We start from the raw sequence: 23,653 nt of genomic DNA, 5'->3' as shown, positions 1-23,653 counted from the left end.
AAAGTTTTTGGCCTGTGGATAACTTTGGAGTGGACATTTGTTTCCGCAGGTCAGGCACTGTTCATGTGAGATCGTTTCAGGTCGTGGTGCGCGGCGGGGCCTGTGGATAACTTCGGTCTATAGCGGGGCGAGGTCGGCAGATAGGGCCAAAAAGGACCGGGGACCGTCGCAAGGCGACGGTCCCCGGTCCGGAGCTGCTCTGCGCTACTCGGGGCGGATGCCCCAGACGCCGAACCACGCCTCGCTCGGCGCCAGTTCGATGAGGTCCTCGCCGGTGGCGAGCGCGTTGGGCGGGCACGTGGTCGGCTCGATCGCCACCGAGCCGCGCTTGCGATCGCCTTCGAGGCCGTCGGAGGTGTAGATGTGGACCCAGTCGAACGACTCGTCCATCCACACCGTCACGGCCGTGCCCGAGACGGGGTCGGCCAGCCGCACCTCGGCCTTGCCGTCCGAGCCGCGCTGGAGCTCGCCGTACGCGTCGTCGATGACCTGGTCGCCCAGGACCGTTCCCTCGGGCAGGTCGGCCGGGCCCGACCCGGTCGGGATCTGCTGCTTGTCGAGCTTGAGCTTCTTCTTGGCGGGCACGTGGAGCGTGGCCTGATCGATGCGCTCGAGCTCCCCGGCCATGAGGTAGGAGTGCGTGCCGAGCCCGAACGGCGCGGTGCGCGTGCCCGGATTGGACACGGTGTGCGCGGCCCGCAGGCCGCCGGGGCCCACCGACCAGCGGGTGCGCAGCTGGAGCGTCCAGGGGTAGCCCATGCGCGCGGGGAGCCGGCATTCGAGCGTGACCGAGGTGTCGGTGACCTCGACGGCGGACCATTCGGCCCAGGCGACGAAGCCGTGGAGGGCGGTGTTGGTCGGGATCTCGTTGATCGGCAGCTGGTAGTCCTCGCCGCCGTAGGTGTACTCGCCGTCGCGGACCCGGTTGGGCCAGGGGGCCAGGACGTGGCCGGCCCAGCCTGGGGCGAGCTCGTCGTCTCCGTAGGTGGCGACGACATGGCGTCCGCGGTAGGTGTAGGCGCGTACGCCACCGCCGACGGCGACGATGGTCGCCTCGTGGTCGTTGTAGGCGATAGACCATTGCTCGCCGGACAGCGCCATCGGGGTACCTCCATGTCGTTCAGGATGGGGCGGGACGTGCTTTGACGTTAGCTCATGGCCGATGATCTGCGGCACGCGTATCGATGTGGGCGAAATCGCAACGAACCGTTGAATCCGACAAGACCGTTTATTGGAACCCTCCCATAGAAACGGTCAAAAAGGTATAAATACCCCGCCTCACACTGCGCTGTCCATATTTTGCGCCACTCTCGGGCGCCGGAAGGAGATCACCCCGACAGAGCGCGGCCTTCCGTAGCCGATCGCATTGAGGCACCATTTCCCAAACAACTACGAACCGTCGCCTCCCGGAAGCCCCCGGTCGGCAACAACAGGGACAACCACTCAGGAGTACAACGATGTCTGAGTTCAAGCCCGGTCTCGAGGGCGTAGTGGCCTTCGAGACCGAAATCGCCGAGCCCGACAAGGAAGGTGGATCGCTCCGCTACCGCGGTGTCGACATCCAGGACCTGGTCGGCCAGACTTCCTACGGCGACGTCTGGGGCCTGCTCGTCGATGGCAAGTTCGGCAACGGCCTGCCCGCGGCCGAGCCCGTCCCGGTCCCCATCTCCTCAGGAGACACCCGCGTCGACGCCCAGGCCGCCGTCGCCATGCTCGCCCCCTTCTGGGGCCTCAAACCGCTGCTCGACATCGACGACGACACCGCCCGCGACGACCTCGCCCGCGTCTCGGTCACCACGCTGTCGTTCATCGCCCAGTCCGCCCGCGGATCCGGCCGCCCTGCCGTCCCGCAGTCGGAGATCGACAAGTCCGAGACCATCACCGAGCGGTTCATGCGCCGCTGGCGCGGCGAGCCCGACCCCGCCCACGTCAAGGCCGTCGACACCTACCTCATGTCCGCCGCCGAGCACGGCATGAACGCCTCCACCTTCACCTCCCGCGTCGTCGCCTCCACCGGGGCCGACGCCGCCGCCTCGATCTCCTCGGCCATCGGCGCCCTCTCCGGCCCGCTCCACGGCGGCGCCCCCTCGCGCGTGCTGCACATGATCGAACAGGTCGAGCAGCGCGGCGACGCCGACGCCTACGTCAAGGAGCTGCTCGACTCCGGCGACCGCCTCATGGGCTTCGGCCACCGCGTCTACCGCGCCGAGGACCCGCGCTCGCGCGTGCTGCGCGCCGCCGCCAAGGAGCTCGGCGCCCCCCGCTACCAGGTCGCCGAGGCGCTCGAGACCGCCGCGCTCGCCGAGCTCAAGGCCCGCAAGCCCGACCGCGTCCTCGCCACCAATGTCGAGTTCTGGTCCGCGGTGCTCCTCGACTTCGCCGAGGTGCCCGCCGAGCTGTTCACCCCCATGTTCACCTGCGCCCGCGTCGCCGGATGGAGCGCGCACATCCTCGAGCAGAAGCAGCTCGGACGGCTGGTGCGCCCCTCCGCGAAGTACGTCGGCCCCGGCCCCCGCAAGCCGTCCGACGTCGAGGGCTGGAAGTAGGCCACCGAACCTGAGGCCCGCATGCCGCACCGCGACGGCACGCGGGCCTCTCGCGTGAACGGCTCGGCTACGATGCCATTGGAAACCACACCACCCAGCCGACCCGAACGAGACACCCATGTCCACCCCGGCCCCCGAGCCACCGCACCCTGCGCTGCGCCGGCGCACCCTCCTGTTCGGAGGGATCGCCGGCCTCACCGTCGCGGCCGCCGCAGGGGAGAGTGCCAGCTCGCTGTGGAACTCGAGCCTGACCGGCGACTATCCGCTCCCCGAGCACCCCCGGACCGGACCGGTCCACATGCAGATCGTCGCCCACCCCGACGACGGCCTGTACTTCATCAACCCGCGCATCGCTCGCGTTCTCGCCACTGGCGCGGGCGTCTGCGGCGTCGTCCTCACCGCGGGCGAGTCCGACGGCCAGAACAGCTGGAACCCGAACCGGCCCCCCGACTACGCCGGGTACGCCGCCGCCCGCGACACCGGCCTGCGGCGCGCCTACGCCCATCTCGCCACCGGCGACTCAGAGTCGGCGTGGGACCGCCGGGCCGCCGACCTCGGCTCGGGCCAGCAGGTCGAGGTCTGCGTCCTGCGCGCCCGACCCGAAATCCACCTCGTCTTCTGCTCACTGTGGACGAACCTCGGGCGCCTCACCGGCGGATACACGCGGCTGCTCGGCCTGTGGGAGGGCGACCTCGACACCTCCCTGGCGCTGCCGCCGGCCGGCTCGCCGCTCACCGGCGAGTCCCTGGTCGACTACGACACCATCCGGGCGACCCTGCGCGAACTGCTCGAGCACTACCGGCCCGCCGTGGTCAACACGCTCGACCCCGACCCCGACCCGGTCGTCGGCGAGCGGCTCGGCGCCGAACAGGACGGCTATTCCGACCACATCGACCACACCGCCGCCGCCCTGTTCGCCTGGGACGCCGTCCGCGACTGGGGCGGGGCCGCCGTCGTCGAGTCCTGGCGCGGCTACTACAACCGCCGCTGGCCCGGGAACCTCGGGATCGCCGACCGCCAGACCAAGGGCCGGGCCCTCAACGTCTACGCCTGGGCCGACGGCTTCGACTGCGGCGAGCCCTCTGGCTGCGGTGACCGGCTCGTCAACGGCCCCGGACCGGGCGACACGTACGGCATCGCCACGCATCCGCGCTACGCCGCGGCCGTCGCCACCGCGGCCGTCGGCGGCGCCGTGCGGCCGATCACCGTGCGCGGCAGCAGGCTGCACGTCCAAAGCGGCCAGGCCTGGCAGGACCTGGGCGGGCCCGAGCTGATCCCGGAGATCGGCGTCACCGCCTCGCACGTCTTCGGCGTCAGCCCCGAGTACGCCCGCGCCCGCGAGGACCACACCCGCGACGTCCAGTGCCTCGACCTGGCCGGCGGCGAGTGGACGAACCTGGGCAACCCCGCGGGGAGCGGCGACCGCGCGCGCCACATCGGGTCGGCGACGGGCGCCGACGACGGCACCGCGACCGTCGTCGCCGTCCGCAGCCCCGACCGGGGCGTGGAGGTGCGCACCAGGCCCACCGGCGGCGAGTGGAGCGACTGGACGCCGCTCGACGGGCCGATGGTCCACGACTCCCCGGCCGCCGTCGTCACCGCCGAGGGCATCGCGATCCTCGCCGCCACCCCCGACGGGATCGCGATCTGGGAACGGGACGGCGAGGACTGGACCGGCCGCGACCTCGACCTGCCGCACGTCGGCGGCGAGGACGGCTACGTCCCGGCCAGCGCCGTCACCGTCGCCGCCGCGCCCGACGGGCGCCTCGTCATCGCCTCCCGCAGTGCGGGCAGCGCCGACGTCGTCCTCCACTACGGGCTCGGCAAGACGTGGACGGCGACGCTCCTGCCGCTCGACGGCGGCATCCTGGCGCCCGCCGTGGCCGTCGCCGCAGACGGCACCGTCGCGGTCGCCGTCGACGACGCCACCGGCGCCCCCGCGGTGGCCGCCCTCGCCCTCGCCGACCTCGAGCACGGCCCGGCCGGCCGGGTGGACGCCCCTTGGAGCCGCGGCGACATCGTCCTCACGCGCCGCCCCGCGATCGCCTTCGACGAGGCCGGGGGCCTGAGGCTGTGGGCGACGGCCGCCGACGGCGAGGTCTACACCACGGCCTCCGCGCCCGGCGTCCCACCTGGTACGACATGGGCCCCCGCGCTGCGGGAAGGCGACTCAGCGGAGTTATGGTGTGGCTCAGGACCGACGAGAACGGAGCCTCAAGTGACCGACGCGATCACCATCCCGGCCGAACTCCTGCCCGCTGACGGGCGGTTCGGATCCGGGCCCTCCAAGGTGCCCACCGAAGCGATGAGCGCACTGGCAGCGGTCGGCAAGTCCGTCATGGGCACCTCCCACCGCAAGAGCGCCGTCAAGGACCAGGTGGGGCGGCTGCGGCGCGGCCTGTCCGACCTGTTCGCGCTGCCGGAGGGCTACGAGGTGGTCCTCGGCGTCGGCGGCACCACCGCCTTCTGGGAGGTCGCCGTCTTCGGCCTCGTCGACGACAAGGCCCAGGCCGCGAGCTTCGGCGAGTTCGGCTCCAAGTTCGCCAAGGCGATCAAAATCGCCCCGCACCTGTCCGACCCGACCGTGGTCACCGCCGAGCCCGGCTCGGCCGCGTACCTGAGCGCCGAGGACGGCGTCGACGTGTACGCCACGCCGCACAACGAGACCTCGACCGGCGTGGCCGTCGACGTCGAGCGCGTCGCCGCCGACGGCGCCCTCATGCTGCACGACGCCACGTCCGCCGCGGCGGGCCTGCCGGTCGACATGACGCAGACCGACTGCTACTACTTCGCGCCGCAGAAGGGCCTGGCCTCCGACGGCGGGCTGTGGATCGCGCTGATGAGCCCGGCCGCGATCGAGCGCGCCGAGCGGATCGCCGCCTCGGGGCGCTACATCCCGGCGTTCCTGGACCTGAAGACCGCGATCGACAACTCGCGCAAGGACCAGACGTACAACACGCCCGCGGTGGCGACGGTCGTGCTCGCCGCCGAGCAGGTGGACGCGCTCAATGCCGCGGGCGGGCTCGAAGCGGCCGCCAAGCGCTGCGCCGAGTCGGCCGGGACGCTGTACTCGTGGGCCGACTCGCGCGAGTTCGCGACGCCGTTCGTCACCGAGGAGCGGCTGCGCTCGAACGTGGTGGCCACGATCGACTTCGACGGTGTCGACGCTGCGGCGATCGCGAAGGTCCTTCGCGCCAACGGCGTGCTCGACACCGAGCCGTACCGCAAGCTGGGCCGCAACCAGCTGCGCGTCGCGACCTACCCGGCCGTGGACCCCTCTGACGCGGCGAAGCTGACCGGGGCGATCGACTACGTCGTCGAGCACCTCGCCTAGAAGACAAGAGCGAGGCGGTCGGCCCCGAGGGGCCGGCCGCCTCGACTGTGTCCGGGATCCGTGATGCTTCCCGCCTACAGGGAGCGCATCACTCGCTGAACAACCGCTCCACGTCGTCGGTGACCACGGCTTGGCCGAGCCAGTGGTCCAGCCGGGCCTCGTCGGTGCAGGACATGATCTTGTCGCGAACCCGATCGGGCACCTCGACGCCGCGCTGGGCGAGCACGAGCAGGATCGAACGGGCTTTCCCGCGGGCCTCACCGCGGGCCTCACCGCGGGCCTCACCTTTCTGGAGAAGCTCTTGGGCGTAGGCGTTCTGGTACATGTACTCGGAAGACTTCATCAGTTCACTCCAGGTTTCGTAGGCGGAACCTTGCAGACCGGTGAGCAGAATGCCAGCATACTGCTCGGCCCGGTCGACGGGAAGCTCCGCGAGACTGGCCGACAGGCGTTTCAGCTGCTCATCCGAGGCGCTGTCGGCGAACGCCGCCAGCAAACGCAAGCCGAGGTCGCCTCCGGGTTCGAGTTCGTCCAGGCAGATCACCACCGGGCGCATCAGCGACTGGCCCAGCCCGCCGTCGATGGTCCGGCGCGCCCACTTGGCCGTCCGTGCCGATACGGTGATCACAAGCAGGATGGTCGGGCACCGGTGCTCGGCGCGCGCGTTGAACAGGAAGCAGGGCCAGTCGAACGACTTCTTCTTCTCTTCCCGGTGCTGCATCTCGACCACCACCGCAAGCTGCGGCGTATTTCCTCGGAGGAACACCCGGACCGAATCGGCCCGAAGCTCGATCGGGACGCGAATGTTCGCAAACTCGCCTCCTTCGATGATCGTGTCGTGATCGGGTACCTCCATCCCCGTCGATTGCTCGATGAGGGTCTCCAGTAGGCCCGGCACCTCCTCTACCAGTTCGATGACGAGTTCGTGTCGGTTTCCTACCGCCATGGTCGCTCCCTTCTTCTCTCGGTGACCACTGCGCCGGTGACGCAATGAATGGCCCGCAGCAGGACCGCTGTGAGGCGGCCGGGTCCACGGCGGGGTGTGGTGGGCTCGCGCGAGAGGTTCGGAGCATTCGAGGAATCGGGCCCGTCCCGGGGCGGGGCGGAGGTCGTTTCAGAGGAGGTTGTCGTAGGAGCCGGGCGAGTCGAACGGCTCCGGTCCGGCGACGGGCCGCGTGTTCGCGAAGGGGTCGACGGCGGCCTGGTCGGTGGGGATGCCGTCGGGGAAGTACCGGTCGAGCTTGTCGCCTTCGCCTCCGGGTTCGAGTCCGCCGGTCGGCGGCACGTACTCGATCTCGCTCGGATCGCTGACCGGGACGCAACCGGACTGGATCATGAACGTGACGCGCCCTGCGACGCTGTACCAGAGGGTGATGCCGTCGGCGGTTCGCACGGCCAGGTCGCGGTCCTGGCGGTCGTTGTGGGCCGACTCGTCTTCGAAGGTGATCTCGTATCCCTGCGCGGTCCAGTATTCCCGCAGTTCTTCGACGTAGGCCTCGCGGACCTGGTCGGTTCCCGAGACTTCGGCGGAGAAGCTGTAACGGATCTCGATGTTGGTGTAGTCGGGATCGTCGATGCCGTTGTGGCTGCACGGCATCTCTCCCCAGGTCCGCTGCTCGAATCCGGGGAAGTCGGCCAGGGACTCGATCGCCTCGGCGGCGACGGCCTCCATGGGGGCATAGGCCTCGGCCTGGGTGTATTCGCTCTCGGGCGGCTGGTTCACGGCGTCTCCTACGGCAGAGCAGGCGGTCAGTGCGAAGGCGGCGAGTGCCGCGGTCGCTGTCCGGCGGGTGGGGGAATCCATGTCGGTCGGTCCTTCTAACCGGTGACGATCTCGGCCATGCTGTTGCGGCCCGCCATGTTCGTCTCGTCCCAGTACGTGCTGTGGTTGTTGGTGAACCAGGATCCGTGGTCGCTGTGGAAGGTGCTGCCGCCGAATGCTTCCTCGTTCGGGTTCTCGCCGAGCAGGAAGTCCGGCGTGAGCGCGATGGGGTCGAGGCTGTTGGTGGTCGCATACACGTGCTCATCACCGACACCGAGCGCGTCGGCGGTGCTGACGGTGACCCCGGGCGAGGCGACGAAGACCACGTTGTCGGCGTCGACGCCTTCGGTGGCGGCGGCCTCGCCGATGACGGTGGTGCCGTACGAGTGCCCGGTGAGCGTCAGATTCGACGGATCGCCCTCGGCGGTGGCGCGGACGCCCTGGGTGAAGGATTCGAGGTCGTCGGCGGCGTCCTCGGCCCATTTGGTCTGGGTCGCTTCGGGGAAGATCGTGTCCGGCGCGTCGTAGCCCATCCACAGGACTGTGGCGGTCTCTTCTCCCGCGTCCTCCCGCCTCCACGCGTCGTAGGCCATCGTCTCGGTGCGGTTCATGAGTCCGCCCGCCGCCCCCTGCAGGTCGGCGGTCGTGCCGGGCACGTAGGCGTTGACGTTCTCGGCCGTGTCGGGATTGCCGATGGCGACCACCGCCTGGCCGCTGTCCTCGGTGCCGAAGTCCATCAGGTAATACTGCTGGTCGGTCTGGCCGTAGACGGCGGGATCGCCGTTGTCGTCGGTGATCCGATCCTGTAGCGCCGCGAGCCCGTCGCGGTCTGCGCGCAGCTCCTCCAGCTCGGCCCGCAGCTCGTCGGGGTCGGCGCCGCTCTGGCCGTACATGCCCGCCGCGTTCGGGTCGCCGTTTAGCGTCGCCAGCTGGGCCTCGATGGAGGCGATCCGCGTGTCGAGGTCGCCGATCCGGTCGTCCAGGACTTCCCGGTTCGCCGTGTCGCGGGCCTCGACGGGGATGCCGTCGGTGGGACCGACCCATTCGGGGTGCTCGGCGATCAGCGCCTCCCGCTCGGCATCGCTGAGGCTCTCCCACCACTCGTTGACCTGCTCGGGTGACATGTCGGACTCGCCGTTCGCGATCGCCTCCATTTCGGAGGCGACCTCCTCGGAGAGCCGGTCCTTGTAGTCGTCGATCAGGTCGTCGTAGGTGGCGCCGAACTGCGGCGGCAGCTCTGGAGGGTGCTCGCGCATCGCCGCGAGCACGGCGGCCGCGTCGTCGTCGGCGTCGTGGGCGCGGGACATGATCGCGCGCAACCAGTCCTGGTACTGCCCGCACAGCTCGTTCGCGGAGTCGTAGAGGCAGGTGAGATGGGCGAGGACTTCGGCCTGGTCGAGCACGTCGTACCAGGCCGAGGGCTTGTCGACCCCCGCGCGGTCGCAGAGCCACTGCGGCGGGTCCAGGTGCAGCCAGATCGCGCGGTGGAGGTGCCCGGTCGGGTTCACCTCGTATTCGCGGGGGCCGCCTTCGATCTCGAAGTCGTGCTCCTCGATCAGGCCGACGACCTCGGTCAGCTCCTTCTGCTCGGCCTCCAGCGCGTCGGCGGCGTCCACCAGCGTCGTGGCCACTCGGATGTCGGCGTAATCGGACAGGTCGTCCTCGAACCGCCCGGTGAAGAGGTCGATCTGCTCGCGGACCAGGTCGGCGGTGTCGGACTCGTAGTTGTCGGCGCTCAGGTGCCCGTCGATGACGTCGGTGCGCAGCCGCTCGGACTGCTCGGCCATCTTGGCCACGTAGTGCTTCCACTGCTCGCCGACGTCGCGGACCGCCGCGCAGTCGAGGCCTCGGAGGTCCTTCCAGGACATGTCGCTCATCGCGGGCGCCCCCTACCAGTCGGGGCGGGCCGAGGCGTGCTCGTTGTCCCGGCCCGGGTAGCGGTCGTGGTCGGCGTAGGAGGCGAAGTCGCCCGCGTTGTAGTCGTCGACCTCGACGGCCTCTTCGGCGCAGACGGCGAGGTATTCGCCGGTGTTGCCGCACAGCCCGGCGAAGCCGCCCGCTCGGAGGGTCTTCCACCAGTCGGCGGCCTCGGCCAGCGCCGGGCCGAGCGCGGCGCTGGAGTCGGTCAGCCCCTGCGCGAGGGAGCCCGTGGCCTCGGCGAGGGTCCCGGTCTGGGCTTCGACTTCGGATTCGACGTCGAAGAGCGTCTCCACCGACTTGTGGACCTCGCCGGGGTCCATGGTGAAGACGTCGGCGCCGGACATCAGTGCGCGCCGGTGGATCGGCGGGCGGGGGCCGCCGCGACGTCGTCACGGGCCCCTTCGGAGAACGCAGGGTCGAGTACGCGCCGGACCATAGGGGACCTCCAGGGGGAAATGGGCCGAATTGGTGACTCAGGCGGCTTTCACTATAGAGGACCCTCGCTCATTGCGCTCGCCTCGTGACTCCGGGAGGTCGATCGGAGTGCGCGGCAAGCGGATCCGTCAGAAGCCGAGGCGGCCGTAGTCGCCGAAGGCGGCCTCGACGTCGTCGAGTTCGATGCCGTAGCGCGACAGGTGGTACTCGTGGCTGCGGCGCATCCCGGGGCGGGCCAGGACCTTGTCGAGGTTGGTCTCCTCGCTCTCGGTCCAGGGCATGTCCAGCCGGTCGAACAGCTTCGGCAGGAAGCCGTACGGGTCGGCCGTCAGCGAGTGGTACGGCACGTCGATGAACCGCTCGCGCGAGGCCGTCGACCGCACCTCGCGGGCGGCGTTGACGCCGCCGGAGAGGATCTCCAGCCACTCGGGGCCGATCTTCTCAGGGTCGTACTTGCGGTGGTGCAGGGCCCGGCCGGTCTCCACCAGTGAGCACCACGAGCCCATGACGGTCGAGGGGTCGCGGTGCATCCACACGATGGTCGCGTCGCTGAAGACCTTGAGGAGGACGTCGAGGTTGAACAGGTGGAACGGGCATTTGAGGACCCAGCGCTTCTGGGGCCGGTTCCACTGGAGCACCTGGAGGACGCGCTTGAGGTGCCCGTAGTCGTCGGTGTAGTCGCGCTCGTCGATGAACTTGCGGTAGCCGGGCATGGCCGCGCGCGTGTAGAAGCCGTAGCCGTGGGGCAGGGCGAAGATGCACTCCTCGGGCTGGAGGGCGTTCATCGGGTGGATGAGGTCCCACACCGGGGAGGCCTTGCTCGCGAGGCTCGCCATCGTCTGGGCGTCCTTGATGAGCTTGTTGCGCAGCTTCTCGTCGATGTCGCCGCGGTGGGTATTCATCAGCTCCCACATCAGCGGCGCCCGGTTGCCCGCCGGTTCGATGAGGACCTTGTGGGCGAGGGTGGTGGCCGTGCGCGGCAGGCCCACGACGACGACGGGCCGGTCTATCGGCTGCTCGGCGATCTCGGGGTTCTCGGCGATGAGCCGCTCGACGCGCAGGTGGTTGGCCATGCGGCGGGTGAGGTCGTCGATGTAGCCCTGCCAGCCGATGACCGAGAGGGTCTCCTGCTTGGCGACTTCGCCGAACAGGAAGCGGTAGGAGTCGATGAATTCGGTGGCGACGCTCGCGTCGGATTCGGACTGCCGTTCGGCCTTGCGGACCATCCGGTCGAAGACCTTGTCGGCTCGGGCGCGCTCGCTGTTCACTTTGGGGGCGCTCACGGCGCTGACGACGGGGAGCCATCGGGCGGTACGGCGCATGGGGTCCTCCAGACCGAGAGGGGACGAACACGAAGAGTTTTTCACATCAGCTGCCGGTCAGCGCCCTCCGCTACATTGGTCCCGTGGATCACACCCCAGACGCAGGCCAGTGGCGGCTGCTGCCCGAGCTCATCGAGCACCAGCGCGTCCGCACCACTCCCGTCAAAGCCGAGGCGAGCGCGTCGGCGCAGCGCCTGACGTTCGACGACGGCGGCTCGGTGTTCGCCAAGTTCGCGCACGGCGAGCGGCCCGGTTACCTGGCGGCCGAGGCGAACGGGCTGCGCTGGCTGGGAGAAGCCGCTGAGGCGGTCGTGCCGGTGCTGTACGCCGACGACCGGCTTCTGGTCGAGCCGTGGATCGAACCGGCCGAGCCGAGCCGGGAGCACGCCGCCGAGCTGGGCCGCCAGATCGCGTCCATGCACGCGGCGGGCGCCGACCGGTTCGGGGCGCCGTGGCGCGGCTACATCGGCGAGACGTTCATGGACAACGCTCCCGCCGGGGAGACGTGGGCCGAGTGGTACGCGGCCAGGCGCGTCGAGCCGTACCTGCGGCCCTCGCGCGACAACGGCGCGCTCGACGCGGCCGACGTCGCCGCCGTGGAGGCCCTGGCCGCGAAGCTCCCGGGACTGGCCGGGCCGGAGGAGCCGCCCGCGCGCACGCACGGCGACCTGTGGTGGGGCAACGTGCACTGGGGCGATGAGCGCGCCTGGATGATCGACCCGGCCGCGCACGGCGGCCACCGCGAGACCGACCTGGCGAACCTCAGGCTGTGGGGCGGGGTGCCGCTGCTGGAGGACATCCTCGCGGGATACATGGAGGTCAGCCCGCTCGCCGACGGCTGGGAGGATCGCATCGGGCTCCACCAGCTGTTCCCGCTGCTGATCCACACCACGCTGTTCGGCAGGTCGTTCCGGGGCCGGCTGATGGACCTGGTGTCCCGGTACGCTTGACCCACAGCTTATGCGGGGTAAGCACATTCGGAACTCTTGAACGAACTTCCGTCGCGGATTCGAATCAACGTCGGCCAGTGAAGGTAGCCCTGATGAGTGATGTCGCCAACCGGCGCATTGCAGACGCCGAGCGCAATTCGAGCACGAGTCTCGATCTGTCAGGATTGGGAATTCGGGATATCCCGCCGCGACTGTGCTCTTTGGCCGACCTCACCACACTCGACCTCAGCTTCAACGAGCTAGAGATGCTACCGGAGGCCATCGGCGACCTCACCGCACTCACCGACCTCAACCTCAGTGGCAACAAGCTCGCAGTGCTGCCCGACGCCATCGGCGATCTCACCGCGCTCACCGACCTCAATCTCAATAGCAGCAACAAGCTCGAGACGCTACCGGAGGCCATCGGCAACCTCATCTCGCTCGGCGAGCTCCACCTCCACGGCAACGAGCTCAAGGCCCTGCCCGAGGCCATCGGCGATCTCACCGAACTCACCACCCTCAATCTCGGCGACAACGAACTCACAGTGCTGCCCGAGACCATCGGCAACCTCACCGAACTCACCACCCTCAACCTCGATCGGAACCAACTCACGGCACTCCCCGACGCCATCGGCAACCTCACCGCGCTCACGTGCCTCGATCTCGACCTCAACCGGCTCGAGGTACTACCGGAGGCGATCGGCAACCTCACCGCGCTCACCGAGCTCTATCTCAGCGGCAACGAGCTCAAGGCGCTGCCCGATTCCGTCGGCAATCTCGCCGCACTCGACGAGCTGCACCTCGATCGGAACCAACTCACGGCGCTCCCCGACGCCATCGGCAACCTGATCGCTCACGTATCTCGATCTCGAATTCAACTGGCTCAAGGCGCTACCGGAGGCCATCGGCGACCTCACCGCACTCACCGACCTCAACCTCAGTGGCAACAAGCTCGCAGTGCTGCCCGACGCCATCGGCAATCTCACCGCGCTCAACCTCTCAACCTCCACGGGTTATGCGAGATAAGCGCATTCGGAACTCTTGCGACCCGCTTCAGGCCGACGGGGCCTTATCGCCATCGCTTTCGGCCAGAGCCGCCCGAAGTGAGTCCAATATGGTCGCCGCGTTGTCGTTTCGCGCTTTGAGGATGGCCGGTATGGCGTCGAGCATCTTGGCCGCCGCGTAGAACACCCCGGCGACGGCGACCCCGATGCCCATGAGCACTCCAGGGAGAACGAGCCCGTTGGGGGCCTCTTCGAGGAACACGTGGACGCCGTTGTACACGGCGAAGGCCAGCGGGATCGTCACCGCGCCGAGCAGGACCTCCAGCAGGACGCCGAGCGTGACCAGCCGCCTGCCGGTCTTGTTGTAGTTCTTGATCTGCGACATGATCTCGTCGCGAAGCGTCGTGTCCTGATCCCGAAGGAACCTGGCCGTGTCTTCCACGTTCATGGACTGCACTGTGTGAGATTGAGGTGCAACGTTGCGCTCAGTCATCTCTACAGAGTCCCATGGATCATGACAGTGAACAGTGTTCGCTTGTATACAATTTTTCAAGTGCGCTGCTGTAAGTTTCATCTAAACGTGCGGCGCGGAATACGTTCACTGCGCCTTGCGAGGACAAAGTGACAGCGCATGGTCCAGCTCCTTATAGGTTATAGCCTCGAAACCCGGTGTCCAGTTCACTGCCGCACGTTGCGCTCCGCTTCACCACGCCATGCGTACAACTGTGATGCGGCGAAGATGCCGCGCACTGCCTCGCGGCCGGACTCCTCGGCGCGCTCGAAGAGGTCGGCCAGTTCGTTCTCGTCGGAGTCAGTGCCGATGATAAGGCGGCAGACGGCCCAGAACGACGCTGTCTGCTCGGACTGCGGCACCTCCATGAGCAGGTGCGGTTCGTCGTAGCAGGTGCGGACGAGCGCCTCAGTCTTCAGCACCGAGACGCCGGGTGCCGTGCGGCGTACGCCCTCGATCAGGACATCCATGCTCGCCCAGTCCAAGTCGTCGCCGAAGTGGTCACTCACGCACGTGGCGAACAGCGCGAACGAGAAGACCTGATGAGCGAGGAAATGTTCCGGATAGATCAGCCGCTGGAGGCGGTCGGCCTCGGTGGCGTCATCGTTGAAGACGGCGCCGGCGTGGGCGCAGAAGAGCGCGTGACGCTCGTTATAGCCTATAGAATAGGCCATGTAACTTGTATGACTTGTGTTGTCCGTGTCTCTGATGTGGCCCATCGGCTCAGCCATCGCAGTCGCGTCGGCAGTCGAACCAGACGCGGGCGGCGGCCCGCTTCAGATGCGCGGTGTTCTCGCCTTCGAGCGTCCAGGGGCGGTGCGCCTCGTCGCACACCCACAGGTCGGGCTCGCCGGTGACCAGGCCGGTCATGTAGCCGATCAAGGACGGTTCGGTGCCGTGGAAGGCCACCCACAAACGCGGGGCGTCGGCGAGTGTGCCGAAGACGATCGGGCGGCCGGAGATCCAGGCGCGACCGAGGACGGTCAGGCGCTTCGGGTCGACCGGGTCCGGCAGCGGTGCGGGGATCGGCAGGGCTTTGACGGCGCGGAGGTAGCGGGCGCGGATGCGGTGGGGCGCATAGCGGGACAGGCTCACAGGAGACCACCGCCGATCGCCGGAGCTGCGGAGGCCTGGCCGCGAAGGCGGTCGGCGAGGTCGGCCGGCAGCGGCATGACGAGGTAGCGGCTGCCGTCTGGTCTGGTGTGCAGGCCGGGGTCGTTCGGGTCGCGCGACGGCGGGCGCGGGCGGGGCGGCAGTTCGCCGGGCTGGTCTTCGGAATCCTCTTCTTCGGCGGTGGCGGTGGCGGTGAAGTAGCCGGTGTAGACCAGTCCGGAGGCCAGGGCGGCGAGGAAGAGATAGGCGATGCCGAGCAGCAGGAGCAGCCGCCGGGCGACGGTCGAGGACTCGGGCTGCTCGATGTCCACCGGGTACTCGACGACATCGGGGCGCGCGTAGTCGATGCGCCAGGGACGAAACGGCGGTGACGGTTCGGGGGTCGCGGTGGAATCGGTGGTGGCGATGGCCGCGGTAGCGGCGGCGGGTTCGATCGGGTGCGGGCTGGGTTTGCGGGTGCGGTTGAGAGCGGCGGGCTTCGGCGGGATGGTCCAGGTGTCCCACGGCGAGGCCGGACGCGGAGCGCCCGGGGCGTGGTCGTTTCGGGCCCAGGAGGGCGTGCCGGAGACCGGTCGAACGGCGGCGGGACGGAGGGAGATGTGAGCGTTTTGGTCTGTTGCGGACGCCGGTTTTTGGCGTAGGCTAACACCAACCATGGGAGGTTTCCTTCCAAGGTGAGGTAGGTGGGCCGCCAACCTGTTTGGCGATAGAGGGGCGGCCCACCGGGCCATATTCGTTTGTGGAACTTGGATGCCGCGCACTGCGCGTGTGAGCATCTTTGCACATCGGTTCCGAAAACTTAACCCCCAACACGCGTGTTTCTTCGAAACGGTGGACGACTCGGGCCACAATAGGCATCCAGCGGTTTGCCGTAACGCGATAGCGTTCGGCGCGTAACCCACTCACCGCCGAGCGCAGTAGAACGAATCACACCCTCTGAGCGCCGTCGGCGAGCTTGCTCGAAGAGATCCTCGCCGGATAGGCCGATCTCCTCACGCCACTCTCAGCTTGCCTGTGCTTTCGGCGTCTAACTGTCGGTCCCGCCGGGTAGACATGGGGGCATGGCAGACAACCAGCTCACACTCAAGGCCGACGCCATCACCGGGCGCGGCAACACGATCAATCCGTTCGTCATCGTGGAGGGCGCGGCCGACTTCATGGCGTTCGCCGAGGAGGTCTTCGACGCCCGCGAGGTCACGGAGGTGCGCACGCCGACGCCGACCGGCAAGCTGATCCATGCCGAGCTGCGTTTCGGTGACTCCCTCGTGCTGGTTGTCGACGTGCAGGAGGGCTGGCGGGCCCACCCGGGCCTGTTCCAGATCTGGATCGGCGACATTGAGACGGTGCTGCGTCGTGCCGTCGATCGAGGATCGGTGATCGTGACTCCTCCGACGCCGTTCTACGGGTCGCTGACGCTTGCCCGTGTCGAAGACCCGTGGGGCAATCTCTGGTGGGTGTACCAGCCCACGCCGGGGCAACCGGACCCGAAGCCCGTGTGGGAAGGAGGCTCGGACACCGTCTTCCGTACCATCGACGAGTACATGCGCTCGGCTCGCTGAGCGGTCGTCTCGGTCGCGCACCGGTCCTTTGTGGTCAACAGTCGCCGGTTGCGGACGCCGGCTCCTTCAGATACCGCCGTGATGCGCCGGGGCCGGAAATACCCGAGAAATCCGGAGAACCCGGTGAGTGCCGCGAGACCGGCGGGTTCGGTCGGGGTGGGGACCGGGTTTGCGAGCACGGCGCGCTGGTGCGTGGCTCCCACCGATGCGACCGCAGCATCCAGGACCACGGAAAATCGGCGAGCTGTCGATAACACGAGAACATCTTCAGGAAACAGACAAATCACCACCATTACCTGTCTCCGCCCTGCGCATTCTTTGGTTGTTTACGGCATGATCGTCCCATTCTGAAAGCGATCGGAAATTTCTCCTTCCCCCGGTGCGACAAGGGATCTCGGAGTTCAATTAATTCAGGTTCTTCGTCCTGGACGCAGTCAGCCCGCATATCCTGTCGAGGAAAGATCCAGAGAAATCTTCGGATGACACGGAAACGATGCCGCTGGAGGTAGTGATGTCATCACCGTCCTCACCATCAGTCCACAAAAGACTCCGTAAGAAGCACTTCCACCGCAATCGCCCATTGCTCTGGGCACTCGAAGCAGCAGGGGTCATGACCCTCACTCTGGGATTCATCGCGACTTCACCGGGAGAACAGACACAGGGAGACGAGGTCACCCACGAGTTCGAGCTGGTCGACGTCCAACCACCCGACGCGTACGACCACGAAAGGGCGACGGAGGAGACGGAGGACTCGAACGAGGACACCTCGGATGAAGAGTCCGAGGGCACCTCCGACGAAGATTCTACAGAGGACTCCGATGCCGAGGATTCCGAGTTCACCTACGAGAACTGCGCCGCGGCTCAAGCCGACGGAGCGGCTCCGGTCCTCGAGGGCGAACGCGGCTTCGGCCCGCACCTCGACGCCGACAACGACGGCATCGGCTGCGAACAATGGGGCACACCCAGCGACACCACCGAGAACGACCAAACCGCTTACGAGAACTGCGCCGCGGCTCAAGCCGACGGGGCGGCTCCCGTCCGCGAAGGCGAACCCGGCTTCGGCCCGCACCTCGACGCCGACAACGACGGCATCGGCTGCGAGCAGTAGCCGGTGACCGAGGGAGAACGAGAAGACCGGTAACGCTCGAATTCGGGGCGGCGGCTCGCGCCGCCGCCCCGTTCACTCATCACCGACGCTCCTCAACAGGGTCGAGCGGCGGCTCTCAGCGCGTCCTTCACTCGCCCCAGTTGGCGGCGGTGCGGCGGCGGCGCACCATCCAGATGGCGAACGCACCCGCGGCGGCCAGAAGAACCGCGGCGGCGATGCCGCCGGTGAGGCCGAGGCCGGTCACCGGGAGCTTGCCGTCCCCGTCACCGCCGCCGGGGGTGTCGCCGAGCTCGTCGACGAATTCGGCGATGCCCCAGTTCGCGTTGGTGTTCCAGGACTGGCCGGTCGGGTCGTACCAGGTGTGGACGGCGGTGCGGGCACCGTCGGCGGCGTCGTTCACCTGGAGTTCCAGGCCCTGCTCGACGCCCACGGCGGCGAACTCGGGCGCGAGCGCGATGGACAGCTCCACGCGGTAACCGGTGTCGGTCTTCGACGTCGCACTCGTGAGCGCACCCGCGTCGGGGCCGTTGGCGCCGACGCTGACCACGTTCGCGAAGTTGACGCGGTACTGCCCGTCCATCTCGCCGTAGCCGCCGGTGCGGGTGTTGCCCGGGTTGAGGAAGATCTCGACCGAGTCCTGCTCGTAGGCGTTCGGGCTCGTGTCGTCGAGGACCGGGTCCTTCACTTCGAACATGGCGTAGATCGCCGTCTCGTCCCACAGCAGCGACACGTCGGCCTTGGCGCCGTCGGGGCTGCCCTCGATGTTGACCTCGGTGGCGACCGTCGCGGCGCCGTCCCAGACGTCGTCGGCCTCGCCGTCTATGGCCGGGGCGGTGTCGGCGTGCGGGATCTGCACGCGGGCGTAGTCGGGCTCCTCCTCGACGGGGATGTCGGGCAGCTTGCTCGGGTCCACGATGCCCCAGTAGGCCCACTTGGACTGGAGCTGGTCGCTGAAGACCAGCGGACTCTCCAGCGGCCGGGGCGTCTCGCGGCTCCGCTGCCAGGTGCGGCCGTCATGGAGGCCCCAGACGGTGACCGACTCGATCGCGTCGGCGTGCTCGTGGAAGACCGCGAACAGGTCGCGGTAGTAGTGGCCCTGCTCGATGAGCCTGGCCTCGTACTCGGGGAACGGCTCGCCTTCGACGGGCGCGCCGATGACGACGTCGAGCTCGGTGATCGCCTGGATGACGCCGAGCTGCTCGAACTTGACGATCGAGTCCTCGACCTGGTCGATCGAGGTGTTGAGGTTGATGTGGGTCTGGTGGCCGACGCCGTCGACCGGGACGCCGTCGGCGAGCATGCCCTCGACGAGGTTGTAGAGGTTGTCGCGCTTGCCGGGGTTCTCGGTGTTGTAGTCGTTGATGAACAGCTTCACGTCGGTGGCCCCGGCCTCGTCGAACTGCTCGCGGGCGATGTTGAACGCGTCAGAGATGTAGGACGGGCCGTCGAAGATCTCGTACCAGCGGCTCTGGCGGTAGACCTCGGCGTTGTTGTCGCTGATGACCTCGTTGACCACGTCCCAGGCCCAGATCCGGTCGCCGTAGCGGTCGGCGATGGCGCCGATGTGGGCGGCGAGGCGGTCGCGCATGATCTGGCGGTCCGCTTCGGAGTTGCCGAGGGGCTGCCCGGCGTTCGGGTGGCCCTCGGGGTATTCGAACCACCAGTCCGGGGTCTGGCTGTGCCACACCAGGACGTGGCCCCAGACGCGCATGTCGTGGGCTTCGGCGTACTCGACGAGCTGGTCGGCCTCGGTCCAGGTGAACTCGCCCTCGGTGGGCTGGATCGCCTCGGGCTTCATGTGGTTCTCGGCGGTGATGGAGTTGAAGTGCTTGCTCAGCAGGTCACCGGAGGCGCCGACGATGTCGCGCGAGTCGATGGCCGCGCCGATGGTGAAGTCGTCGGCGAGGACGTCCTTGAGGGAGGGGATGTCCTCTTCGATGCCGGGCGGGGTGAGCTCGGTGATGGCGACGTCGTCGATGAGGTAGGAGGCGTCGACGGTCGGGGACTCGACGTAGAGGGTGAGCTTGTCGGCGGGCGCGGCGATACTGTACTCGCCGCTGAGGTCGGTCCAGTCGGTGCCGGCGGCGGCCTGGAAGACGACGCTGTCGTAGCTGGTCTCGCCTGCGGCCTCGCGCTGGACGCTGACGGTGAGCTGCTCGCCGGCACTGCCGTCGGCGAAGCGGGCGGACAGCGCGATCTCGTACTGGCCGCCGGGGGTGATGTAGTCGGTGATGTCGAGGGAGGGGCCGTGCCAGGTGTCGGTGCGGCCGGTGGTCAGGAGGGCGCCTTCTTCGACTTCGAGGGTGACGGGGCCGCGGGGGGCCCAGGCGCCGACCTGGCCGTCCTCGAAGTCGGCCGAGTAGAGGACGGTCGCGTCCTGGGCCGATGCGGGGGAGGCGAAGGCGAGTGCGGCCGAGGGCAGCACCAGCGCTCCGGCGGCGAGGGCGCGGAGGCGCCGACGCCAACTGGAAGGGGTCGGGTCGTTCATGTTGTTTCAGCTCCGAAAGCAGGGAGGGATTCGTGATTCCGAAAGTTTCATGGAGTCTATGAAACTTTCGATCGGGGCCTCGTCATGCTATGAGAGATATCGACGGGTGTCAACTGCTCGGCCTGCTCATCCGCCCGCGCGCCGGCCGGTCATGCCGGACCCGGCGATCACCTCGGAGCATCAACTACTCGGCCTACCGATCCGCCTGTATGCCGTTTGGGAGCGTGCCACCTTAAGAACCGCTTACAACCGGCGCCGAAGGGTGGGAAACGCGTCTCATTTTACGAACTTGTCACAGAGGCGCACTACGCTCGAAGGCATGCCAGCACCGACTCACGGCCCCACGGAAGCGCCCGCCCCCGGCGGCGCCCGCGAGCCGTCGCGCGGTGGCGCCCTTCGCGACAGGCACGGCCGAGTGGCCACCGACCTGCGGGTGTCGCTCACCGACCGGTGCAACCTGCGCTGCACCTACTGCATGCCCGAGGCCGGGCTGCCGTGGCTGCCGAAGCCGACGCTGCTCGACGACGACGAGGTGATCCGCCTCGTCGGCATCGCCGTGCGGGACCTGGGCGTGCGCGAGGTCCGCTTCACCGGCGGCGAGCCGCTGCTGCGGCCGGGGCTGCCGGGCATCGTCGCCGCCGTCGCGAAGCTCGATCCCAGACCCGAAATCTCCCTGACCACCAACGCGATCGGCCTGGACCGGATCGCGGGCCCGCTCGTCGAGGCGGGACTGGACCGCGTCAACGTCTCGCTCGACACCCTCGACCCCGGCCGGTTCAAGGAGCTCGCCAAGCGAGACCGGCTCGACGCGACGCTCCGCGGACTGGAGGCCGCTGCCGCGTCGGGGCTGGCGCCGATCAAGATCAACACCGTGCTCATGCGCGGGGTCAACGACGACGAGGCGCCCGAGCTGCTGCGCTTCGCGATCGAGCACGGCTACCAGCTGCGGTTCATCGAGCAGATGCCGCTGGACGCGGGCGGGGTGTGGCGGCGCGAGGAGATGGTCACCGCCGCCGAGATCCTGGAGTCGCTGCGCGGCGAGTTCGACTTGACGCCCGATCCTGCTCATCGGGGTTCGGCCCCCGCCGAGACGTGGCTGGTCGACGGTGCTTCTGCAAAAGACGGCTCCTCCGCAAAGGACGGTGGCCCGGTGAAGGTCGGCGTCATCGGTTCGGTCACGCGCCCGTTCTGCGGCGACTGCGACCGCACCCGCCTGACCGCCGACGGCCAGGTCCGCAACTGCCTGTTCGCGCGGGGCGAGACCGACCTGCGGGGCCTGGTCCGTTCCGGCGCGGACGACGCGGCGATCGCCGAGCGGTGGCGCGAGGCCATGTGGGGCAAACTCCCCGGTCACGGCATCGACGACCCGTCGTTCCTCCAGCCCGCGCGCCCGATGTCGGCGATCGGGGGCTGAGATGGCGGCGAGCGAGGTGACGGTCCGCTATTTCGCGGGGGCGAAGGCGGCCGCGGGCACCGCCGAGGAGACGGCGCGGGCGGGCGACCTCGCCGAACTCAAGTCGGTCCTGGCCGAGCGACACGGCTACGAGCTCGAACGCGTGCTGAAGGCGTCGACGCTCCTCGTGAACGGCCTGGCCGCCCGGGACGATACGGCCGCGCTGGCCAAGGGCGCCACGGTCGAGGTCCTCCCGCCCTTCGCGGGCGGCTGACCCGGACTGGCCCTTCTCGTCCGCGCCGACCTCGACCCTACTGCGCTTTGCGAGCGGCCGATCCCGGCCGACCCTTCTCGTTCAAGCCGGCCTCGGTCCTCCCGCCCTTCGCGAGCGGCCGGTCTTCCATCTCAGCAATGCGCTGATCGCACGTTTTACCTCTTCTTCCAGACAATCGGCCTTATAGGCTATAACATACTTATAGGATATAACCTCCGCGCTGCCGAAGGCGCCCTTTAGCAGCAGTCGAAGTTATAGGCTATATCCTTCTTACTGAGAGGATTGCGAGTCGATGTCTGTTTCACGAAAACCGCTTCTGTCAGGGAGCCGCCTGGTCGACGCCGATTCCCGTTTGCGAGGATGCAGTGGTGCGCCGTCCTGACGAACGAACGAGACCACAGGTGGCGTCCCCGCTGTTCGAGCTGTCAGCGGACATGCGGACCACCGCCGAGAAGCGGCGCCGGTCGAGCAGGCCGCACCTCAGGTCCGCGCGCGAGGTCGTCCCGATGCCCGACCCGGCCCTGACGACGCAGGCCCCCGACCCCTGGCAGGACTCCGCGCCGCTGCTCACCGGCATGGACGAAGTGGGCGCGGGACTGCTCGACTCCCTCGACGCCATGCAGCGCGTGGCCGCCTCGGCCGGGCCCGGACCGCTGCTCATCAACGCCTCCCCCGGCACCGGCAAGACCCATCTGCTCATCCGGCGCGTCGCCTATCTCGTGCAGGAACTCGGCATCCCAGCCGCGCAGTGCCTCGTCATCGCCGCCTCCGGCGCCGGAGCGGCCCGCATCCGCGGCGAGCTGGGCACGCTGCTCGGCCGCGAGTCCTCGGCGATCACCGTCGCCGAATTCGCCGACTTCACCACCGCGGCCCCGCCCGAGCTGGGCCACCTGTTCGTCGATGACCTGCCGCGCATGCCGATGCGGCTCTACAAGCGGCTCATGGAGCACCGCGGCCCCGAAGCCGACGTCACCGCCACCGGCGACCCCGACTCGGCGCTGGGCGGCGGCCCCGCCGCGTTCGGGGCGTTCGCCGAGCGGTTCTCGAACGCCCACGTCGTGCGGCTCTCGCGCAACCACCGCAGCCCCGCCGCGCTCCTCGTCGCCGCCTCCCAGGTCATCGAGCCGATCAGCCGCGTCCCCGGCAGGCTCACCCAGCCGCAGCGCCCGGCGCTCGAGGGCTCGGGGATCGGCCGGTACTACGCGGTCGACGAGGAGGACGAGAAGCGCTTCGTCGAGCAGCTCACCGACCACCTGGCCGAACTCGGCGTCGCCGCCGACGAGGTGGCCGTGATCGGGCCCGACGGCGTCTCGGTCGCCGCGGCCGCCGACGAGGAGTACCGGGTGGTGTGCCTGACCGGGATGACCGCCGAGGCGTGGCCGAACACGCCCGAGGCGCGCCGGGAGCTGTACGTCGCACTCAGCCGCACAAGGGATCTGGCCTACGTCAGCCACACCGGTGACGGATCGCCGCTGCTGACCGATGTGGACCAAGGACTGTTCAGTCCCTTCGGGATGGTTCCCGTGACGCGTTCCGGCCCTGAGCAGCCACGACTGTTGTAAAACGGACAGTGGCGCTGGCGCGGAGTTCCCGCGCGGCCACGCACCGATAGGCCACAATAGGTCGGTAACCGCATCCGACCCGAGGAGGCCCTATGGAGCACACCGAAGAGGACGCCGCGCCTCTGCGCGGGCCGGATGCTCCAGCGTGGTCGCCGTTCGCACCGCCAGGTGCGAACCAGAGGCGCAGCGCGCCGCCAGGTGCGAACCAAGCGCTCAATGCGCAGCCGGGCGCGAACCAAGGGATCGGCGCGCAGCCGAGCGGGGACCGTGAATACAACGCACCGCCGAGCGCGGACCGCGAGTACAGCGGCCCATCGGACAGTGAGCACAACGCGCCGCCCGATCGCGAGTACAGCTCACCCCCGACCGGCGACCAGGAGTTCAGCCCTCCGC

Annotated in this window: 20 protein-coding genes and 1 pseudogene; 10 read left to right on the top strand and 11 right to left on the bottom strand. The window is 68.6% G+C overall.

What is annotated here, in order from left to right; translation table 11 throughout:
- Positions 1-204: 204 nt before the first annotated feature.
- Positions 205-1,101 (bottom strand): aldose 1-epimerase family protein, encoded by an 897-nt coding sequence (locus tag H613_RS0107205; RefSeq protein ID WP_026923281.1) that lies wholly within the window; start codon positions 1,099-1,101, stop codon positions 205-207.
- Between the two features lie 356 nt (positions 1,102-1,457).
- Here H613_RS0107205 and H613_RS0107200 point away from each other — a divergent pair, with 356 nt between their 5' ends.
- The 3 genes and pseudogenes from H613_RS0107200 to serC all read left to right on the top strand — a co-directional run bounded on the left by H613_RS0107200 (position 1,458) and on the right by serC (position 5,880).
- Positions 1,458-2,546 (top strand): citrate synthase 2, encoded by a 1,089-nt coding sequence (locus H613_RS0107200; protein ID WP_026923280.1) that lies wholly within the window; start codon positions 1,458-1,460, stop codon positions 2,544-2,546.
- Between the two features lie 118 nt (positions 2,547-2,664).
- Positions 2,665-3,462: pseudogene (locus H613_RS32550) on the top strand (PIG-L family deacetylase); the annotation flags it as partial.
- Between the two features lie 1,302 nt (positions 3,463-4,764).
- Positions 4,765-5,880, top strand: coding sequence for a phosphoserine transaminase (gene serC / locus H613_RS32545; RefSeq protein WP_026923279.1), 1,116 nt, complete (start codon positions 4,765-4,767; stop codon positions 5,878-5,880).
- An 88-nt stretch (positions 5,881-5,968) separates the two neighbouring features.
- Here the strand turns inward: serC and H613_RS0107190 are convergent, their stop codons facing one another.
- From H613_RS0107190 to H613_RS0107170, 5 genes are all read right to left on the bottom strand, one after another.
- Positions 5,969-6,826 (bottom strand): hypothetical protein, encoded by an 858-nt coding sequence (locus H613_RS0107190; protein WP_026923278.1) that lies wholly within the window; start codon positions 6,824-6,826, stop codon positions 5,969-5,971.
- A gap of 168 nt (positions 6,827-6,994) precedes the next feature.
- Complete coding sequence (locus tag H613_RS0107185; protein WP_156925877.1) at positions 6,995-7,684, bottom strand: hypothetical protein; 690 nt, start codon at positions 7,682-7,684, stop codon at positions 6,995-6,997.
- 14 nt (positions 7,685-7,698) lie between these two features.
- A complete protein-coding gene (locus H613_RS28990; RefSeq protein ID WP_084546428.1) occupies positions 7,699-9,519 on the bottom strand; it encodes an alpha/beta hydrolase in 1,821 nt (606 codons plus the stop codon).
- A gap of 12 nt (positions 9,520-9,531) precedes the next feature.
- Complete coding sequence (locus H613_RS0107175) at positions 9,532-9,906, bottom strand: hypothetical protein (RefSeq protein WP_026923276.1); 375 nt, start codon at positions 9,904-9,906, stop codon at positions 9,532-9,534.
- A 219-nt stretch (positions 9,907-10,125) separates the two neighbouring features.
- A complete protein-coding gene (locus H613_RS0107170) occupies positions 10,126-11,319 on the bottom strand; it encodes a sulfotransferase family protein (protein WP_026923275.1) in 1,194 nt (397 codons plus the stop codon).
- An 83-nt stretch (positions 11,320-11,402) separates the two neighbouring features.
- Between H613_RS0107170 and H613_RS0107165 the strand changes: the two genes are divergently transcribed.
- Together H613_RS0107165 and H613_RS29900 are read left to right on the top strand one after the other, a co-directional pair.
- A complete protein-coding gene (locus tag H613_RS0107165; protein WP_051393053.1) occupies positions 11,403-12,269 on the top strand; it encodes a fructosamine kinase family protein in 867 nt (288 codons plus the stop codon).
- A 92-nt stretch (positions 12,270-12,361) separates the two neighbouring features.
- A complete protein-coding gene (locus tag H613_RS29900; RefSeq protein WP_084546427.1) occupies positions 12,362-13,393 on the top strand; it encodes a leucine-rich repeat domain-containing protein in 1,032 nt (343 codons plus the stop codon).
- Here the strand turns inward: H613_RS29900 and H613_RS0107150 are convergent.
- From H613_RS0107150 to H613_RS30700, 4 genes are all read right to left on the bottom strand, one after another.
- Entirely contained in the window at positions 13,302-13,700 is a 399-nt protein-coding gene (locus H613_RS0107150; protein ID WP_156925876.1) for a hypothetical protein, read from the bottom strand. The two genes, H613_RS29900 and H613_RS0107150, sit on opposite strands and share 92 nt — an antisense overlap.
- 230 nt (positions 13,701-13,930) lie before the next feature.
- A complete protein-coding gene (locus H613_RS0107145) occupies positions 13,931-14,494 on the bottom strand; it encodes a hypothetical protein (RefSeq protein WP_156925875.1) in 564 nt (187 codons plus the stop codon).
- Complete coding sequence (locus H613_RS0107140; protein WP_026923269.1) at positions 14,487-14,858, bottom strand: hypothetical protein; 372 nt, start codon at positions 14,856-14,858, stop codon at positions 14,487-14,489. The genes H613_RS0107145 and H613_RS0107140 overlap by 8 nt, the downstream gene beginning before the upstream one ends.
- Positions 14,855-15,532: a hypothetical protein gene (locus tag H613_RS30700; RefSeq protein WP_156925874.1), complete on the bottom strand. Its 678-nt coding sequence runs from the start codon at positions 15,530-15,532 to the stop codon at positions 14,855-14,857. Before H613_RS30700 ends, H613_RS0107140 begins: the two co-directional genes overlap by 4 nt.
- A 405-nt stretch (positions 15,533-15,937) precedes the next feature.
- Between H613_RS30700 and H613_RS24975 the strand changes: the two genes are divergently transcribed.
- Positions 15,938-16,435, top strand: a complete 498-nt coding sequence (locus H613_RS24975) for a VOC family protein (RefSeq protein WP_051393052.1) — start codon at positions 15,938-15,940, stop codon at positions 16,433-16,435.
- A gap of 610 nt (positions 16,436-17,045) precedes the next feature.
- Entirely contained in the window at positions 17,046-17,543 is a 498-nt protein-coding gene (locus H613_RS28985; protein WP_026923266.1) for an excalibur calcium-binding domain-containing protein, read from the top strand.
- Between the two features lie 127 nt (positions 17,544-17,670).
- Here H613_RS28985 and H613_RS24965 read toward each other — a convergent pair whose 3' ends face one another.
- Positions 17,671-20,031 carry an endo-1,4-beta-xylanase gene (locus tag H613_RS24965; protein ID WP_051393051.1) on the bottom strand — a complete coding sequence of 787 codons (2,361 nt, stop codon included), beginning with the start codon at positions 20,029-20,031 and terminating at the stop codon, positions 17,671-17,673.
- Positions 20,032-20,350: 319 nt separating this feature from the next.
- Between H613_RS24965 and moaA the strand changes: the two genes are divergently transcribed.
- From moaA to H613_RS0107100, 3 genes are all read left to right on the top strand, one after another.
- Positions 20,351-21,445, top strand: a complete 1,095-nt coding sequence (gene moaA, locus H613_RS0107110) for a GTP 3',8-cyclase MoaA (RefSeq protein WP_051393050.1) — start codon at positions 20,351-20,353, stop codon at positions 21,443-21,445.
- Between the two features lies 1 nt (position 21,446).
- Positions 21,447-21,698: a MoaD/ThiS family protein gene (locus H613_RS0107105; protein ID WP_026923264.1), complete on the top strand. Its 252-nt coding sequence runs from the start codon at positions 21,447-21,449 to the stop codon at positions 21,696-21,698.
- A gap of 401 nt (positions 21,699-22,099) precedes the next feature.
- Positions 22,100-23,260, top strand: coding sequence for a UvrD-helicase domain-containing protein (locus H613_RS0107100; RefSeq protein ID WP_026923263.1), 1,161 nt, complete (start codon positions 22,100-22,102; stop codon positions 23,258-23,260).
- Positions 23,261-23,653 lie beyond the last annotated feature (393 nt).

The organism is Glycomyces arizonensis DSM 44726 (genome assembly GCF_000482705.1).
Lineage (GTDB): Bacteria > Actinomycetota > Actinomycetes > Mycobacteriales > Micromonosporaceae > Glycomyces > Glycomyces arizonensis.
The sequence above is the reverse complement of the archived record's forward strand: the minus strand, read 5'-3'. Positions and strand labels throughout refer to the sequence as shown.

Bases quoted from the DNA above. Each gene is read 5' to 3' on its own strand.
- H613_RS0107170 (WP_026923275.1), bottom strand. From the start codon at position 11,319: ATGCGCCGTACCGCCCGATGGCTCCCCGTCGTCAGCGCCGTGAGCGCC.
- H613_RS0107145 (WP_156925875.1), bottom strand. From the start codon at position 14,494: ATGGCTGAGCCGATGGGCCACATCAGAGACACGGACAACACAAGTCAT.
- H613_RS29900 (WP_084546427.1), top strand. From the start codon at position 12,362: ATGAGTGATGTCGCCAACCGGCGCATTGCAGACGCCGAGCGCAATTCG.
- H613_RS24975 (WP_051393052.1), top strand. From the start codon at position 15,938: ATGGCAGACAACCAGCTCACACTCAAGGCCGACGCCATCACCGGGCGC.
- H613_RS0107205 (WP_026923281.1), bottom strand. From the start codon at position 1,101: ATGGCGCTGTCCGGCGAGCAATGGTCTATCGCCTACAACGACCACGAG.
- moaA (WP_051393050.1), top strand. From the start codon at position 20,351: ATGCCAGCACCGACTCACGGCCCCACGGAAGCGCCCGCCCCCGGCGGC.
- H613_RS0107185 (WP_156925877.1), bottom strand. From the start codon at position 7,684: ATGGATTCCCCCACCCGCCGGACAGCGACCGCGGCACTCGCCGCCTTC.
- H613_RS24965 (WP_051393051.1), bottom strand. From the start codon at position 20,031: ATGAACGACCCGACCCCTTCCAGTTGGCGTCGGCGCCTCCGCGCCCTC.
- H613_RS30700 (WP_156925874.1), bottom strand. From the start codon at position 15,532: ATGGTTGGTGTTAGCCTACGCCAAAAACCGGCGTCCGCAACAGACCAA.
- H613_RS0107105 (WP_026923264.1), top strand. From the start codon at position 21,447: ATGGCGGCGAGCGAGGTGACGGTCCGCTATTTCGCGGGGGCGAAGGCG.
- H613_RS0107150 (WP_156925876.1), bottom strand. From the start codon at position 13,700: ATGAACGTGGAAGACACGGCCAGGTTCCTTCGGGATCAGGACACGACG.
- H613_RS0107190 (WP_026923278.1), bottom strand. From the start codon at position 6,826: ATGGCGGTAGGAAACCGACACGAACTCGTCATCGAACTGGTAGAGGAG.
- H613_RS28990 (WP_084546428.1), bottom strand. From the start codon at position 9,519: ATGAGCGACATGTCCTGGAAGGACCTCCGAGGCCTCGACTGCGCGGCG.
- H613_RS28985 (WP_026923266.1), top strand. From the start codon at position 17,046: ATGACCCTCACTCTGGGATTCATCGCGACTTCACCGGGAGAACAGACA.
- H613_RS0107200 (WP_026923280.1), top strand. From the start codon at position 1,458: ATGTCTGAGTTCAAGCCCGGTCTCGAGGGCGTAGTGGCCTTCGAGACC.
- H613_RS0107175 (WP_026923276.1), bottom strand. From the start codon at position 9,906: ATGTCCGGCGCCGACGTCTTCACCATGGACCCCGGCGAGGTCCACAAG.